General features: G+C 63.1%; 10 protein-coding genes. 6 read left to right on the top strand and 4 right to left on the bottom strand.

Annotated features, from left to right (window positions below):
- The first annotated feature begins 8 nt into the window (after nucleotides 1-8).
- Nucleotides 9-2156: an amylo-alpha-1,6-glucosidase gene (locus GKIL_RS18540; RefSeq protein WP_023175365.1), complete on the top strand. Its 2148-nt coding sequence runs from the start codon at nucleotides 9-11 to the stop codon at nucleotides 2154-2156.
- 20 nt (nucleotides 2157-2176) lie between these two features.
- On the opposite strand, the gene GKIL_RS18535 is transcribed toward GKIL_RS18540, so the two are convergent.
- The gene (locus tag GKIL_RS18535) at nucleotides 2177-5212 is read right to left on the bottom strand and encodes a bifunctional YncE family protein/alkaline phosphatase family protein (protein WP_023175364.1); all 3036 of its coding nucleotides are present in this window, start codon (nucleotides 5210-5212) and stop codon (nucleotides 2177-2179) included.
- Between the two features lie 218 nt (nucleotides 5213-5430).
- Between GKIL_RS18535 and GKIL_RS18530 the strand changes: the two genes are divergently transcribed.
- The 3 genes from GKIL_RS18530 to GKIL_RS18520 all read left to right on the top strand — a co-directional run bounded on the left by GKIL_RS18530 (nucleotide 5431) and on the right by GKIL_RS18520 (nucleotide 10099).
- Nucleotides 5431-6069 (top strand): response regulator, encoded by a 639-nt coding sequence (locus GKIL_RS18530; RefSeq protein ID WP_023175363.1) that lies wholly within the window; start codon nucleotides 5431-5433, stop codon nucleotides 6067-6069.
- Between the two features lie 72 nt (nucleotides 6070-6141).
- Nucleotides 6142-9252, top strand: coding sequence for a DEAD/DEAH box helicase (locus tag GKIL_RS18525; RefSeq protein WP_023175362.1), 3111 nt, complete (start codon nucleotides 6142-6144; stop codon nucleotides 9250-9252).
- 10 nt (nucleotides 9253-9262) lie between these two features.
- Complete coding sequence (locus GKIL_RS18520; RefSeq protein ID WP_023175361.1) at nucleotides 9263-10099, top strand: SWIM zinc finger family protein; 837 nt, start codon at nucleotides 9263-9265, stop codon at nucleotides 10097-10099.
- Between the two features lie 6 nt (nucleotides 10100-10105).
- Here the strand turns inward: GKIL_RS18520 and GKIL_RS18515 are convergent, their stop codons facing one another.
- Both GKIL_RS18515 and GKIL_RS18510 read right to left on the bottom strand, forming a co-directional pair.
- Entirely contained in the window at nucleotides 10106-12019 is a 1914-nt protein-coding gene (locus GKIL_RS18515) for a transketolase C-terminal domain-containing protein (protein WP_023175360.1), read from the bottom strand.
- 522 nt (nucleotides 12020-12541) lie between these two features.
- Nucleotides 12542-13231 (bottom strand): GNAT family N-acetyltransferase, encoded by a 690-nt coding sequence (locus tag GKIL_RS18510; RefSeq protein ID WP_023175359.1) that lies wholly within the window; start codon nucleotides 13229-13231, stop codon nucleotides 12542-12544.
- A 127-nt stretch (nucleotides 13232-13358) separates the two neighbouring features.
- Here GKIL_RS18510 and GKIL_RS18505 point away from each other — a divergent pair, with 127 nt between their 5' ends.
- On the top strand, nucleotides 13359-13781 hold the full coding sequence (locus GKIL_RS18505) for a LexA family protein (RefSeq protein WP_023175358.1): 423 nt from the start codon (nucleotides 13359-13361) through the stop codon (nucleotides 13779-13781).
- Nucleotides 13782-13791: 10 nt separating this feature from the next.
- Nucleotides 13792-15111 (top strand): Y-family DNA polymerase, encoded by a 1320-nt coding sequence (locus tag GKIL_RS18500; protein WP_023175357.1) that lies wholly within the window; start codon nucleotides 13792-13794, stop codon nucleotides 15109-15111.
- Here the strand turns inward: GKIL_RS18500 and GKIL_RS18495 are convergent.
- Nucleotides 15044-15949, bottom strand: a complete 906-nt coding sequence (locus GKIL_RS18495) for a tRNA (5-methylaminomethyl-2-thiouridine)(34)-methyltransferase MnmD (protein ID WP_023175356.1) — start codon at nucleotides 15947-15949, stop codon at nucleotides 15044-15046. The genes GKIL_RS18500 and GKIL_RS18495 overlap by 68 nt on opposite strands.
- Between the last annotated feature and the right edge of the window lie 25 nt (nucleotides 15950-15974).

Raw genomic sequence — 15974 nt, 5'->3', positions numbered from 1 at the left:
GAAAGATCATGCCGGTCAAGGTGACGGTGAACCCTGGACAGGTCGTGATCAACGACGGTTCGACCTTTCTTGTCACCGCCTCCGACGGCTCGATCGATGAGAATCTGGCCCAGGGGTTCTTCGTGCGCGACACGCGGCTGATTTCTTATTACGAGATCACCCTCAACCGCTGCCGCCTGTCGCTGCTCGCCTCCAGCACGATCAACCACCACAGCGCCCTCTACCAGTTCACCAACCCCGAGATGCCCAGCGTCGGCGGTCCTGTGAAGGCTGGTCAACTGATCATCAGTGTGCGGCGCGATGTCGCCGTCGGAATGCACGAGGACATCGACATTGCCAACCACGCCAGCGGCAGCGTGCGCTTTCAGCTGATGCTTGCCATCCGCTCCGACTTTGCCGATATCTTTCAAGTCAAGTCCCGGCAACTGCTGGTGCGCGGCCAGACAACGACCACCTGGGATGAGACCACCCTCACCACCACCTACAGCAACGGCAGCTTCCGGCGGGGGATCATCGTCCTGCCCTGCAGCTCGGATGCCCCTCCCCGCTACGCCAACGGACGGCTCATCTTCGACATTCAGCTGGAGGCGGGCCGAAGCTGGCACACCTGCATCGACTTTACGGCGGTGGCCGACAGCGAGCAACTGGTCCCGGCCCGCTCCTGCAGCCAGCAGCACCGCACCGAAGCCAACCAGCTGCGCGACGACTTCGTGGCCCACTCCACCCACCTGCATTCCTCCAACGCCGAGGTGAACGCCCTGTACCGTCAGGCGCTGGAGGACATGGGGGCGCTGCGCATCGCCGTCAAGGACAACGATCGCCACTACTGGATGCCGGCGGCGGGTATTCCCTGGTTCGTCGCCGTCTTTGGCCGCGACTCGATCATCGCCAGCTTGCAGACGATGGCGGTCCATCCGGAGCTGGCAAGCGGCACCCTGTTGCGCCTTGCGATGCTGCAGGCCGAGGCGGTGGACGACTGGCACGACGCCCAGCCGGGCAAGATCCTGCACGAGTTGCGCAGCGGCGAACTCACCGAACTGGGCGAGTTGCCCTATACGCCCTACTACGGCACCGTCGATGCGACGCCCCTCTGGGCGGTGACCCTCGCCGAATCCTACGACTGGCTCGCCGACCGGCAGATGCTCGATCTGTGCCGTCCTGCCCTCGAGCGCGCCCTCGCCTGGATCGACAGGTACGGCGACTTCGACGGCGACGGCTTTGTCGAATATCTCACCCACTCGCAGCAGGGCCTGCGCAACCAGGGCTGGAAGGACTCCGGCGATGCGATCGTCTACCCGGACGGTCAACTGGTCGAACCGCCCATCGCCCTCTGCGAGGTGCAAGGCTACGTCTACGACGCCTGGCGGCGGGCGGCCCAGCTTTTTGAAGTCTGGGGAGAAGCCGATCGGGCCCGAAAGTTGCGCAGCCGGGCCGACGCCCTCTTTGAAGCGTTCAACGAGCGCTTCTGGATGGAAGAAGAAGGCTTTTACTGCCTGGGCCTTGACCGCGACAAGCAACCGATCCGCTCTATCACTTCTAACCCTGGCCAGTTGCTCGTGAGCAGCATCGTCCCGCCCGAGCGCGCAGGCCGGGTGGTCAGCCGTCTGTTCGCAGCGGATCTGTGGTCCGGCTGGGGCATCCGCACCCTCAGCAGCGAACATGTCGCCTACAACCCAATCAGCTACCAGCGCGGCAGCGTCTGGCCCCACGACAACGCGATCATCGCCGCCGGGCTCAAGCGCTACGGCTTCGATGCCGAGGTAGCCCGGATCGCGGAGGGCATCTTTGCCGCCGCCGGTTACTTCGAGGCCGGGCGGATGCCGGAACTGTTCGCGGGTATCGAGCGCCGGGCGGACGGTTTTCCTGTGCCCTATCCGGAGGCGAACGTGCCCCAGGCGTGGGCGGCAGGAGCGATTTTATTGTTGATCCGCACGCTGTTGGGCCTCAGAGCCGAAGCGAGCCATCACCGCCTGCTGGTGCGCCCCGTTCTGCCGGACTGGCTAAACAGAGTGCAACTGCGCAACCTCAAAGTCGGCACCGCCAGTTGTACGCTCACCTGCTGGCGCGAGGACGAGCGGACCCGCTGGCAGGTGAGCGACTTGATAGGTGAGCTGAAGGTCGAAGCGGCGACCACACCCTCCGCCCTCGTCCGCTGAGGCAACTCCCTATTCGCTCCTCACTTGCTGACCTGCCCGGCAGACTTGATCTTCGCTACCGGCTGCTTCTTGCGCGGCAGGTTCTCCGAGAGCATGATGGCCCGGCGCAGCTGCAGTTCGTCCGCGTCCGGTCTGGTAAAGTCGATGCCCCTGGTGAGGCGGCTCCAACTCGGGTTGGCGCGGCTCACGAACTGGGGCGGTACGTAGGTGTAGGGGGTAAAGTCGGGGGTGCTGGTAAAGAGATCCCGCAGGTCGGTGGCCGCCGCGTCGTACTGGTTCAGGGGCGGGATGCCGAGCACCAGATCGACGGTTTTGAAGATGCTCGCCAGGCTGTAGTGGGCCTTGCCCAGGTACTGGCGCTTTACCCAGGGGCTGATGGCAAGAAACAGCGAGCGGGTGCCATCGACGTGATCGAAGCCGTCCTGGGTGTCGTCCTCGACGACGAAGATCGCCGTGTCCTTCCAGCAGGGGCTGTGGGAGATGAGGTCCACGGTGAGGCCCAAAGCAGCGTCGTTGTCCTGGACGTAGCGGGTAAAGTCCCAGCTCGGACCGTCTGGGAAGATGTCGTTCGCGCCGCCGCCGTGGTCGTTGGGATAGTACAGATCGACGTAGTTGGGCAACTTGCAGGTCTTGTTCTTGCGATCGACGTACTGGGACTCGAAGACCTGCTTGAAGCGGCTATAGCGGCTGTAGCGGGTCGGATCTTCCTGCAGGGGCGCGTCGGGGATATGGGTGTTGAATTCGGCAAACAGGTGATCGCTGTTGTCGCGCACGACTTTTTCCATCGGCACGTTCACCGTCTCGCGGATGCCGGTGGGCTCGGTGCCGCCGTCCTCCTGGACGATCGCAAATTCGTAGCCGTTGCCGAAGTTGACGAAGCTCTTGCCGTTGCGCTCCAAGTGCAGGTAGATGCCGCCGTGCTGGTTGTAGTCGTGGGGATCGGGCGAACCGTCCGCGTCGGTGAATCCCAATCGACCCGGATAGGGAATAAAAACGTTCGGATCGGTACCGGCGTCGTTGCGCCGCCCACCGTAGGAGGCGGGCCAGTGGGTCTGCTCGAACTCGGTGGTGTAGGTGTTGGTCAGCCAGCGGTGGCCGTCGGAGGAGACGTTCGGTTCAAGGTAGAAGTTGTCGCTGAAGGCGAAGCTGAGCGCCAGTTCGTGGTGGTTGGGACTTGCCGCCTCACCCAGCGAATAGCGCGGTTCACCGTTGGCGGGAATACCGGTGCGCGTCTGGGCAATGTCTCCTAAAAGCAGGTCGTAGGTAGCGTTTTCTTTGTTGATGAAGATGATGTGCTTGATCTGCTGACTGGGGATACCGTTGCGGGCTGGAATCGGATTGTTCTGTTCGGCTACCGGAGAGGGGGTAAAGCCGTTGTTGGCGAGGACGCGGGCGGTGTAGCGCGCCAGTTGGGCGTCGGCAGGAACGGCAAAGATGTTGATCGTGCCGATCGTGCTCGATTTGGGCGAGCCGAGATCGTCGGGCGGAAAGTCGTTGTTGGGACCGGCCCCCCGGCCATTGGCGTTGGCGACGTAGAGGGTTTTGCCGTCGCTGCTCACCCGCACGCTGCTGGGCCACCAGCCGGTCGGGATCTGGCCTACTACCGTACCGCCGCTGCCTTCGAGACGAATGACGGCAACGGCGTTGATACCGGCCTGGGCGACGTAGAGGGTGCGGTAGTCGGGGCTGAGAGCCAGCGACACCGGCTGCAGACCCTTGAGGCGGCGATCGAGGCCGCGCAAAAAACCAAGGCGGATGCGGCCCAGTTCGCGCAGGTTCGTCGGATCGAGCACCGAGATGCTGTCGTTGTTGCCGTTGGAGACGTAGATTGCCGTCGGGGCAATCGCCACCGCGTTCGGGTGGCTGCCGCTGTAGGTTTCGATCCCTTCTTCGGTTTCGCCCACCCGTGGTCCGGTCTTGACGATCTTTTTGAGCACGGGCGCAGTCGGGGAGCTGACATCGAGGACGTAGACCGACGAAGATTCCGGCACGTTCGGGCTCCCCAGAGCCGGGATCACAAAGCTCTGGCTTGTGGGGATGTAACCGCAGCGGATGCCCCGTGGGTCGCGCTGGGTGACAGGCAGGTTGCGCGGATCGACTTTGGTGATCTGGATCTGCTTACTGCGGGTTACTTCCTGGGGATAGCCCGTGCCGGGGTAGCACAGCGGAAAATCCGTATTCGGATCGCCCGTGGGGCTGGCTGGTGTCAGGCTCGTGTACTGGAAGACGCCGACGTTGGCGACAAAAAGGGTCTTATTGTCGGGCGAGAGGCCGATGCCGAACGGATAGCGCCCGACTTTTACCGAGCGCACGACGGCAGCAAAGTTGTTCGGTTCGGTAATCAACCCCTCGGCGTCGGTGCCGGTGGCGATCAAGCTGGTGTCGATGACGAAAACCTGGAAGCTGCCTTGATCGACGACGTAGAGGTACTTGCCGTCGCCACTTACCACCAGATTGCCCGGAAAAGTGCCCTTGAACCCCGGCGAGGGCGGTTGGGCCGGATCGAGGGGGCTATCGAAGGCATGGCTGCTGCCGTTCAAGTTGACCGAACCGATAATTTTGGCCGTCGCCACATCGCCCACCCAGATATTGCCGTTCTCGCCCCCGGCCACGTAGAAGCGGCTGCTGTCGGGCGAGAAGGCGGCCCCCATAAAAGTGGCGTCGAGGTTGATCAGCGTCGCCTCGGGGGTGGCGCTTTTGAGATAGCGCACCAGCGTCACCGAAAAGGGCGTCGTACCGCTGTTGACGGTCAAAAGCGTGTTGCCGTCCGGTGAAAGGGCGGTACCAAAGGGCTTAGGAGCACTCGTACTCACCTCGATCCCGATGGGCGTAATCAGCCGTCCGTTGGGCAGGACCGCCCCCTGATAGCCGCCCACCGTGTACTGGCGCGTCGTCTGGAGATTGCCCGCCGGAGCGCTGTAATAGACCGACAGCGAGCCGATCGAAGTGGCGACCAGCGCCGTGCCGCCCACCAGTCCCGCAACGATCGCCCCGATAGTTACCGGACGCGAAAAAGGCCAGCGCCACCGCTGAGTCTGCCTGCCGTTGTCTTTCATCCCCTTCCCCTCCCGCAAATGTGTCAAGGGCTGAGCGGTCTTCCCCATTGCCCCGGCAGGTGTACTAGAATCCCGGTGGCAGCCTCTCCCCGTTCAGACAGGCGGATTGTAAGCAGCCCTGGTGACAAAATTGGATCAACTGGTTAAGGCCGGACTAAGCTTTCTGCGTTCCGGCAACAGGCGATGATAAGAAAAAGCCCGTCCCACCGGACGCTACGATGACCACCGTTTTGATCGTCGAGGATCACACGCTGATGCGCCTGGGCCTGCGCCAGGTGCTCTCCCAGGCACCCGGTTATCAGGTGGTGGGCGAGGCGCGCGATGGCGAGGAAGCGCTGGCCCTGGCCCGCTCGCTGGGACCGGATCTGGTGCTGATGGATCTGGGGTTGCCGGTGGTGAGCGGCATCGAGGTGACCCGCACCCTCAAGCGCGAATTTCCGGAACTGCGCGTTCTCGCCCTCACCTCCCACGACGAGGATGAGAGCGTCTTTGGAGCGCTCGCTGCCGGGGCGGACGGCTACTGCCTCAAGGCCACCGCCAGCGTCGCGAGCCGCCTTCTCGCAGCGGTCGCCTCGGTGCGCGACGGAGCGGCCTGGCTCGATCCGGAGGTAGCCGACCGCGTGCTGCGGGATCTGGGCCGCATCGCCCAGACCACCGCTGTCAATCCTCTCTCCGATCGTGAAATGGACGTGCTCAAACTGGTGGCCGATGGCCTCACCAATCCGGAGATTGGCCGCCAGCTCTACATCTCGGCGGGCACGGTGCGGGTGCATGTGAGCAACATCATCGCCAAACTTGGCGTCAACGACCGCGTCCAGGCGGCGGTCCGCGCCCTGCGCGAGGGCTGGCTCAGCTAAAAATCGCTAAACTGTGAGGCAGCCCGAAGGATTGCTTGCGGGCCACAGAAAACCTGCTGATACAGAGCAGTCATGCAGATCCTGCACGGCACCTGGCTTTTAGATCCAACGGACGATCCTTTTATTCAGGATGGCGCGTTTTATCTGTGGGCGGAGACAGCAGGCGGCGGCCATCCCGGCTATTTGAGCGGACCAACGCTGCAGAAACTGCTCTGCGAGGATCTGTCCTTGCCCCTCGGTCCTCCCGCCCAGGTCCGGCGGCAGATCGTCCGCTGCAGCTTTTTGCTGCCTGCCGCCAGTGGTCGCTCCCTGCCTTCGCCGGAGCTGGCGCGATTTCTGGAATTAGAACTGCCCACTGACTGGCAGTGGCAGCCCCAGCCGATCGATTGCTACAGGCTTCCGGCGGGCGGACTTGTCCGCTTTCTGCACGACCTGCACTTTCTTATTCAGCAGAACCGGGGCGAGATTCAACTGGGGGGCGATCTGCTGTTCTGGCACCATTGCAGTCAGTTTCTCAAAGCCGTCATCTACAAGGACCACTACATCCCGGCGCTCAGATACCGAAAGCTGCCCCCTGAGAAGGGCAAAAAGAAAGCGCCCCCCGCCCAGATCTATCCGGGCTGGCAGTGCGTCGGCGAGCAGTACGAGGCGGGCCTCAGGCAGTACGCCGAAGCGATGCCCCTGGTCTGCACCCTGGGCAGCGTCGGCCTACAGCCTCCCAGTTCTCCGCTGGTTGCAGAAGATCTGCTGCGCCACTTCTGTGAAGTGGTCCTGAACGCCGTCGTCACCCATACGCCGCTGACGGCGGCCTTCGACCAGCAACTGAGCGGCTCACTGGTGGCAGACTGTTTGTCGGGTGCTCAGAGTTACTGGTCGGCGGATCGTCCGGGTGCTCTGGACGATTACCGGCAGTGGCAATCCTGGCAGCAAAAACTCACCCACCTGTGGAGCAGCACCGCCTTCGTGCTCTGCCTGCAACTGGAGGCACCGGAGGAAGAGGACGAGCACCAGACGCTCTGGCAATTGAGCTTTCTGGTGGCCTCGCGCCGCGATCCGTCCTGGCGGTTGTCGCTGTTCGATTACTGGAGTGCGCCCGAGGCCGAACGGCAGCAGTGGCAGCAGCACTGGCTGGGCAGCGATTTTGAGGCGAACCTGCTTTTAGCCCTTGGCTACGCGGCGCGGATGTGCCCGCTCCTCTGGGCGGGGCTGCGCACCTCCCATCCGGTCGGGCTGGATCTGGAGGTGGAGGAAGCCTTCGCCTTTTTGCAGGACAGCGCCTGGGTACTGGAGGAGGCTGGTTTTCGGGTGCTGGTGCCCGCTTGGTGGACCCCCGAGGGCCGCCGTCGCGCCCGTATTCGGCTGAAGGCAACTGCCCGCCAGGCGGCTTCTGCGGGCCAGGGACTATTGAACCTGCAGACGCTCATCGACTACCAGTACGAGCTGAGCATCGGCGATCAGAGCCTGAGCGAGTCGGAGTGGCAGAAGTTGATCGCAGCCAAGTTGCCCCTGGTGCAGCTGCGCGGCCAGTGGCTGGTGCTCGAAGCGGAACGGATGCAGCAGATGCTCGAGTTCTGGCGCAGGCACCGCGAGGAACGACCGGCGCTGTCGCTGCTGGAGTGGATGAAGTTGAGTGCCTCCGAAAGCGATCTGGAATTTGAATGCGATGCCGCTCTGCGCTCGATGCTGGACCGGCTCAGCGACCAGAGCCGGCTGATCGCCCTCGCCGATCCGCCCGGATTGGTGGGCAGGCTGCGCCCCTACCAGCAGCGGGGGCTCTCCTGGCTCACCTACCTCGAACAGCTGGGCTTGGGCGGCTGTCTGGCCGACGACATGGGCCTGGGCAAGAGCCTGCAGGTGATTGCCCGACTCCTCCACGAAAAGGCCGAATCGCCCGCAGCGGCTCCGACCCTGCTGATTGCTCCGACCTCGGTGCTGGGTAACTGGCGCAAGGAAATTGAAAAGTTCGCGCCCCAACTCAAAGTCCACGTCCATCACGGCTCTGGTCGTCCCCAGACATCGGAAGCGTTCCAGGCTGCCTGCCGTACCCACGATGTCGTGCTCAGCTCGTACACTCTGGTGCGCAAGGACGAGCGGCTCTTTGGCGCGCTCGAGTGGCAGCGGCTGGTGATCGACGAGGCCCAGAACATCAAAAATCCAAAGGCCGGCCAGACGCGGGCGATCCAGAAATTGCCCGCCCGCTCCCGCCTCGCCCTCACCGGAACACCGATCGAGAACCGCCTGCTCGATCTGTGGTCTATTTTCCAGTTTCTCAACCCCGGCTACCTGGGCAACGAGAGCCAGTTTCGCAAGCGCTTCGAGCTGCCGATTCAAAAAGAAAACGACCGCGAGCAAGCCGCCCGGCTCAAGCGGCTCATCGAACCGCTGGTCCTGCGGCGGGTCAAGAGCGATCCCAACATCATCCGCGACCTGCCCGACAAGATCGAGCAAAAGCTCTACTGCCAGTTGACGCGGGAGCAGGCGTCGCTCTATGCGGCGGTGCTCAAGGACGTCGAAGCGCAGATCGAGCAGGTGGAGGGCATCGCCCGCAAGGGATTGATCCTCGCCACCCTCACCCGACTCAAGCAAATCTGCAACCACCCGATGCAGTTTCTGCAAGACAACAGCCCCTTCAGCCCGGAGCGCTCCCACAAGCTCAGCCGCCTGGGCGAGATGATCGAGGAGGTGATCGCCGAGGGCGAGAGCCTGCTCGTCTTCAGCCAGTTTCGTGAAATCGGGGCCGCCCTGGAGCGGCACCTGCGCCAGCGACACTACAACACCTATTTTTTGCACGGCGGCGTCAGCCGCGAAAAGCGCGAGCGGCAGATCAGCGAATTTCAAGACCCCGACACCGGCCCTTCGGTCTTTATTCTCTCTTTGAAGGCGGGTGGGGTCGGCATCACCCTCACCCGCGCCAACCACGTCTTTCACTTCGACCGCTGGTGGAATCCGGCGGTCGAAGACCAGGCCACCGACCGCGCCTTTCGCATCGGGCAGATCAAAAATGTCTTTGTCCACAAATTTGTGGTCATGGGTACCCTCGAAGAGCGCATCGACCAGATGATCGAACACAAAAAACAGGTCGCCTCCGCCATCGTCGGCGCGGACGAGTCGTGGCTGAGCGAACTGGACAACGAGCGCTTCAAAGAACTGATTGCCCTGAGCGAGAGCGCTCTACTCGAATAGGAGACAGCCGATGGTCCAGCACAGCCGTACCTGGTGGGGAAAGCGCTTTCTCGATGCGCTGCGGCTCTTTTGCGATGGGGCGCGCCTCAGCCGGGGCAACGCCTACTCGGGGCCGGATCGTCTGCTGCACTTTGAGATCGACGGTGCGACGATCCGGGCGACGGTGCGGGGCAACGTCAACCCTTACTACGGGGTCTACAAGGAACCCCGCTACCAGACGACGATTGCGCTGACGAACATTCCTGCCCCTGCCTGGGAGCGGATCATCCGGCACCTATCCACCCAGGCGAGCAGTGTGGCGCAACTGTTGATGAACCAGATGCCCGACGACATCGAGGCGAGTTTTAAGCGCTCAGACGAGCGGCTTTTGCCCGTCGGCAGTTGGGATTTTCAGACCAGCTGTTCCTGTCCGGACTGGGCGAACCCCTGCAAGCACGTGGCTGGTGTCTGCTATCGCCTGGCAGCCGAGTTGGACGCCAATCCCTTTTTGCTCTTCGAGTTGCGGGGGCTGAGCCGCGAGGCTCTGCAGGCCGAACTGCTCAAATCTCCCCTGGGGCGCGCCCTCGCCAGTCAGCTCGAAGCGACGCCCCTGGACCCGGTAGCGATTGATACTTATTACACGCGGCCCGGCACGGTTCCCCTTCCAGAACTCATCGACCTCAAGCGCTTCTGGCACGGAGAAAAACACCTGCCGCCCCCCCAGAGCCCCAGGCCCACCGCCGTCGCAGCGCTTCTGGTCAAGACCCAGGGAGACTACCCGGCTTTCTGGCACCGGGACAATTCGTTTATCGCGGTGATGGAGCAGCTCTACGAGCGGGTGCGGACCAAAAACCGCGACCGGCTCTAAGCCACCTCAGCCCACCAGTTCCTTGACTTTGGCAATGATGCTCACCGGGTCGAGGCCCTGGTAGGGGTACTGCTCCCAGAGACCACCGCAGCCTTCCTTGTGGGTACCGAGGTGAGCGAATCTGGGGGCAAAGCCCCGCTCCAGAAGCCACGAGCCAAAGCGGCTGCCCAGTCCGGTGCGCCGGTTGAAACCTTCGACCACCAGCACGAAGGGCGAAGCGCCGGCCCGTGCCAGGCTCTGCTCGTCGATCACGTTGAGGGTCGGTTTGTTGATCAAGCCGACATCGATGCCCTCCTGCTTGAGGCGTTCGACCGCATCGAGGCAGCGGTACAGCGCTTCGCCGAAGCTCACGATCGTACCGGCGCTGCCCTCGCGGATCACCTCGTCCTTGCCGGGGGTGAAGCTGTAGCCCGGCCCATAAAAGTCGCTGCCCTCGGCGGTGAGAATGTTCGGTGTCTTTGAACGGGTCGAGAAGATAAAGCGCAAACCCGGCTGGGGGAAGACCGCCTCCACACAGGCGCGCATCTGGGCGGCGTCCGCCGGGAAATATAGCCGCGTCTCGTAGCCGTCGTCGAGGCCGTTGTCGGCAAACAGGTTGTTGATGCCGAAGTGGCAGGTGTTGTCGGCCATATCGTCGATGCCCGCGTGGGAGTAGTGGCTGAGCACGTTCGAGCGATTCAGACGGGCCATCGTAATTTCTGAGATGCACATCTCAAGAAAGGCGCTGAAGGTGCTGAAGATGCCCTGCTTGCCCTCGGCCATCCCGAAACCGGCGGCAGCGGAAAAGTTGCCCCGCTCCATGATTCCCGAACTGACGTAGATATCCGGGAAGCGCTCGCGAATCACCTTGAGGCCGGTGGAGCCTTCCAGGTCGCTGTCGATGCACATCACCGTCCGCTTGCGGGTCGGCTCGTCGAGCCTGGACAGTACTTCTACCACCGCCTCGCCGAAGACGGTGCGGTTGGAGCCCAGTTTGTTGCCCGAACCCAGGTAGGTGTAGGTGTCCTTGGGCTTTTGCAACTGCTTGAGGTAGCGGGCTGCTTCGTCCTGGCCGCGCTTTTCGAGGTAGGCCACCGCCTTATCGACGGGGATGACATCGTGGCCGTGGGTCGAGCCTTCGAGGCCATCGATGCCCACCGCCATCTTGCGCTTGTTGATGACCGCCACCGGCCCATGGGTGTTAACTGCCGCGCACAGCCGGGTGTACAACTGGTCGAGATCCTCGCCGTCCCCCGCTTCGACTGCGAGGCCATGGCCGCTCAGGGTCTTGCCGACGCTGTAGCCCGGCAGGTACTCCGAAGGGTGCCCGGCGATCGTCACATCGTTGTCGTCGATGACCAGTTTGACGTTGAGGCCCAGCTTGACCGCGAGGCGGGCTGCCTCCGCGTCATCGCCTTCTTGCTGAGAGCCGTCCGAACCCAGGCAGATGACGACCTTATCGGGGTTGGCCAGGGCCACGCCGTTGACGTAGGGCCACAGGTGGCCCAGACGACCGGAACTGAACTTGACTCCCGGCGTCAGCCCCAACTCCGGATGGCCGGGCAGGTGAGAACCCGCCTCCCGGTAATGGAGCAACTGCTCCCAGGGCAGATCTCCGTGTAGAGCGGCAAGCAGGTACTGGGTCGCGACGCGGTGGCCCGCCTCGTCGAAGCAGATCGGCACGAAGCGATCGGGCGCACCTTTGAAGAAAGCTTCGAGGATCATCACCTCGGGCACCGTATCGTAGGGCCCTCCGGTGTGGCCGCCGACGCCGTGGGCCGCCCCGGTGGCGGTAAAAAACACAATCGCATCCCGGCAAAACTGAATATTGCCCCGGAGCGTCTCGCGCTCTGCGTCCGTGAGAGTGGGCCGACTCGGGTCGAGCGCCAATGGTTTGTAGCGGGTGAGGTCGATCGGAAAGCGGACAAGGCTTGTCGTCATGGCTGCATCCTGTGGGTTCGGCGATTTTGGCGGACGAAACTCGTTGATCCTACAGGCAGCGCCCCTCACGACGCTACTGTTTCTAGATTGCGTCGCAAAAAGAATGACTGGCTTCGCTATCCCATCGGCACGATGCGAGTACCCAGGGCAGCCTCCTGATCTCCCCACTGGGGGTGAGGGAAAACACAAAGTCGCTGGCTGGGAAGTTGAAACAGACTTTTCCCGGCTACTTTGAGCCGATATTTGATACCAATGCACTCAATACTTGCGCGGTTTTGAGTGCGAAGTTGATCGGTAAATAGTTGGGAGGATCAGGTGAGCATTTCCCCCACCTCTCTCCACCCCCCTGCCCCCCTCCTCTCTCCTGCCCCCGCCGGGGCGAGGAGAAAGGAGGGGGGTTCACCGTAACTGGGCTGCCAATGGGCCAGGTGAAGTCAGTTTCAGGCTTGTCTTGCGCTCACTTCTTCCCACTGGAGACAGGGGCTGGGAAGTTGAAACAGCAGTAAGTGAACGGCGCGCTCGCTACTGAGCCGTCCGCGTACTCCGCTCACCCTTCTGCCGGAAGGCTTCCAGGAGCAGCACCTGCAGCTCATCCGCTGATAGATGCTCGGTGAGCAATCCGACAAGCCCCAGTACACCGCTCTCGCGCTCGATGCGCTCAATAATGGCCTGGGACTTTTTTTCCACTGGAGCCGAGGGAGCAGAGGGGCACTGCTCGTCGCGCAATAGAGCCATCAGCAGCAGATCGTCGTAAAGGCCGTCGAGATAGCGCGCCTTGCGTCGGCAGCCTTCGTACCGAAAGCCGAACGCCTCGTAAAAGCCGATCGCTCCCCCGTTGGAAGCAAATACCTCCAGTTCGATCCGCTCCAGGTTAGCGGCAAAGGCGGCTGTGACGGTGGTTTCGATAAGCTGCCGACCGATGCCCTGTCCCCGATGGCTCGCCAGCACACCGATCCCCAGATGACCGACGTGCTCAGTTCCCGGCCACGATCCAGGATGAATGGCGCACCAGCCCACCACTTCCTCGTCGCCGTCGAGGGCGATAAAGCACGGCGCACCCCTTTCGATACCGGAGCGAATCCAGGCTTCGACATCCGGCAGGGCAGGCGCTTCAAGGAGCAACAGGTAGCGCCGCTCGCGGGCCACCGCGTCGAGGGTCCGGCGGTAACTACCGATGTGTTCGAGGGCAATCGGCGCAATGCGAATCGCCACGGCGGCCTCCGGAAGATTAGCTTGTATTATGGTTGTATTTTGTATAATACAGGGCGCTGCCTGCTTTTATGGACAAAAGTCCATGCCTTCGGTAATCTGGCCTATAGGTACAGCCGGGAGGTAGAGGATGGGCGATGGGCTGGGAGCGGTTTTTGGGGTGCGCTGGGCGCTGCCTTTATTTAGCCAGCCGGTGCCGGCGGGTTTTCCGAGTCCGGCGGAGGACGCCTGCATAGACGAGTGGCTCGATCTCAACGAGCATCTGGTCCGCCACCCGGCGGCGACGTTTTATCTGCGGGCGAGCGGCACGAGCATGACCGGGGCGGGCATCCATCCGGGGGACTTGCTCATCGTCGATCGCAGCCTCGAACCTGCCGATCACAGTATCGTCGTCGCCATCATCGACGGCGAACTGACGCTCAAGCGCCTCCGCCTGCAGGACCGGCAGGTGTGGCTGGTGCCGGAAAATGCCGCCTACGCGCCCCTGGAGGTGCGGGCAGAAAGTGACCTGGCAATCTGGGGCGTCGTCACCCACGTCATCCACGCTCTTTGAAAAAGTTGTGATGCTCCGCACGTTCGCCCTCGTCGATTGCAACAGTTTTTACGCCGCCTGCGAAGCGGTCTTCGAGCCGCGCTTGGCGACGGTGCCGCTGGTGGTGCTCAGCAACAACGACGGCTGTGTGATCGCCCTCAATGCGGCAGCAAAGCAACTGGGCATCGTCCGGGGGGTGCCCTTTTTTCGGATTCGCAAACTCATCCGGACCGCCGGCTTGCAGGTGCGCTCCTCCAACTTCGAGCTGTACGGCGACATGTCCCGCCGGGTTGTCGCCTGCTTGCGCCAGTTCTCCAGCGCGATCGAGGTGTACTCGATCGACGAAGTGTTCCTCAGGCTGGAGGTCGAGCCCGAAAAGCTCACCGCCCTGCTCTCACTCATCCGGCGGACAATTGCCCGCTGGACAGGCATCGAGGTGAGCATCGGCGCAGGCCGGACCAAGACGCTGGCAAAGGCGGCAAACTGGCTCATCAAGCAGGATCTAATCGATGTCGGCGTTCTGGCGCTACTGGAGGAGAGAGCAGAAAAGCAACTGCTGGAGCGTCTGCCGGTGGGTAAAGTCTGGGGCATCGGTCCGCGCTGGGCGAGGCTGCTCGCCGAGCGGGGGTGCCCGACGGCCCTGCAGCTGAGCGAATTGCCCGACGGCTGGGTGCGCGCCCGGATGAGCGTCGTTGCTCTAAGAACAGTGCTCGAACTGCGGGGTGAGAGCTGTCTGCCGCTCTCTACCAGACCGGCGGCCAGAAAGTCGATCGTCGTCAGCCGCTCGTTCGCTCTGCCCCTCACCGACCTTGAGCTATTGCAGGAGGCGGTGGCCACCTTCGCTGCCAGAGCGGCGGGCAAGCTGCGGCGCGAGCAACTGGTAGCCGGGGAACTGGGCGTATTTGTCCAGTCCGACCGCTTCGAGCCCAACTTTTATACCAATTCGATAAGCTGTAGCCTGACGTGCGCCGCCAACGACACGCGACTCCTGCAGCGGCAGGCGCTTGCCCTGATCGAAACCCTCTGGCGCGAGGGGGTGGAATTTGTGAAAGCTGGTGTGGTGCTGAGCAACTTGCACGATCAAAACACCGTGCAACTCAGCCTGTTTGGGGACGTAGAAGTGGAAGAGGACCGCCGGTTGATGTCTACCCTCGACGCCCTCAACGCCAGGCACGGCCCAGGCAGCGTGCGCTTTGCCGTCGAGGGCACCCGGCAGTCCTGGCGGGGCCGCTCCCGGTTCTGCTCGCCTCGCTGGAGTACCCGCTGGGGCGAGTTGCCGACGGCTACGGCGTCGGGGAGCTGTCTGCTCTTTGGCGGGCACGACCTGCCTCCACAGCAGCGTTTTTCCTGAGGGCCCAGCGCCGCTTCCAGCGGGAGGTGGGCTCCAGGGCACTACCTGCCTGCTCGGCAGCCCGCCTCTGCTGCAGGGTGACAGCGTCGGCGTTCAAGTCCGGATCGCGGTAGGGCACGGCGGCCCTGGTCAGAAGATGCTCTTCTTCGCGCCGCGATAGAGGCGGCAGGCCGCCCCGGTGGTTGGCAACCGTGCCGGGGCTGCGGCGGCCCACCGGCTTCGTCGAGCCGACAAAAAGGCCACCCAGTTGCAAAGCCCGGCGGGCCGCCGCCCCGCAGGCGTAACTCACCAGCGTCCCGTCCGGCTGCAGACGCCGGGCCACCAGGCGCAAAAATTCTACCGACCAGAGCATCGGGCAGCGCTCCGGCGAGAACGGATCGAGGAAGATGCCGTCCGCCCAGGCCGGGGGCACCTGCTGGATCGTCTGCCGGGCATCGCCGACGATGAGCCGGGCTGCTAGTGGTTCTGTCTCGACCGCTCCCGTCTGGGCCAGGTGGCCCAAAAGCATCTCTGCGCGGGGCCAACCGGCGAGCCAGCCCTTGCCCCAGGCAGCCCGAGGGATGGTCAGATCGCGCTCGAGGGCCAGAATTTCGACCCGCACCGCCGGTCGCACCTGCCAGAGCGCATCGAGCAGGGCGGCGCTGTTGTAGCCCAGACCGTAGCAAATATCGAGTACGCGGATCGGAGCAGGCCGATCCAGCAGGCCACTGGGCAAGACGAACTTGTGCAGGGCTTCTTGACGGGCACCGCTGGTGCTGTGAAAAGCCTGCTCAAATTCGGCGCTATAGAAAGTAAACGATCCGTCCGCTGTCAGGACAGGGGACCAGCTCTGGACCATCGCCCGATTCTCCGCACGCTCGCCC

Source organism: Gloeobacter kilaueensis JS1 (assembly GCF_000484535.1).
Classification (GTDB): Bacteria; Cyanobacteriota; Cyanobacteriia; order Gloeobacterales; family Gloeobacteraceae; genus Gloeobacter; species Gloeobacter kilaueensis.
This window is presented reverse-complemented; position numbering and strand designations above follow the sequence as displayed.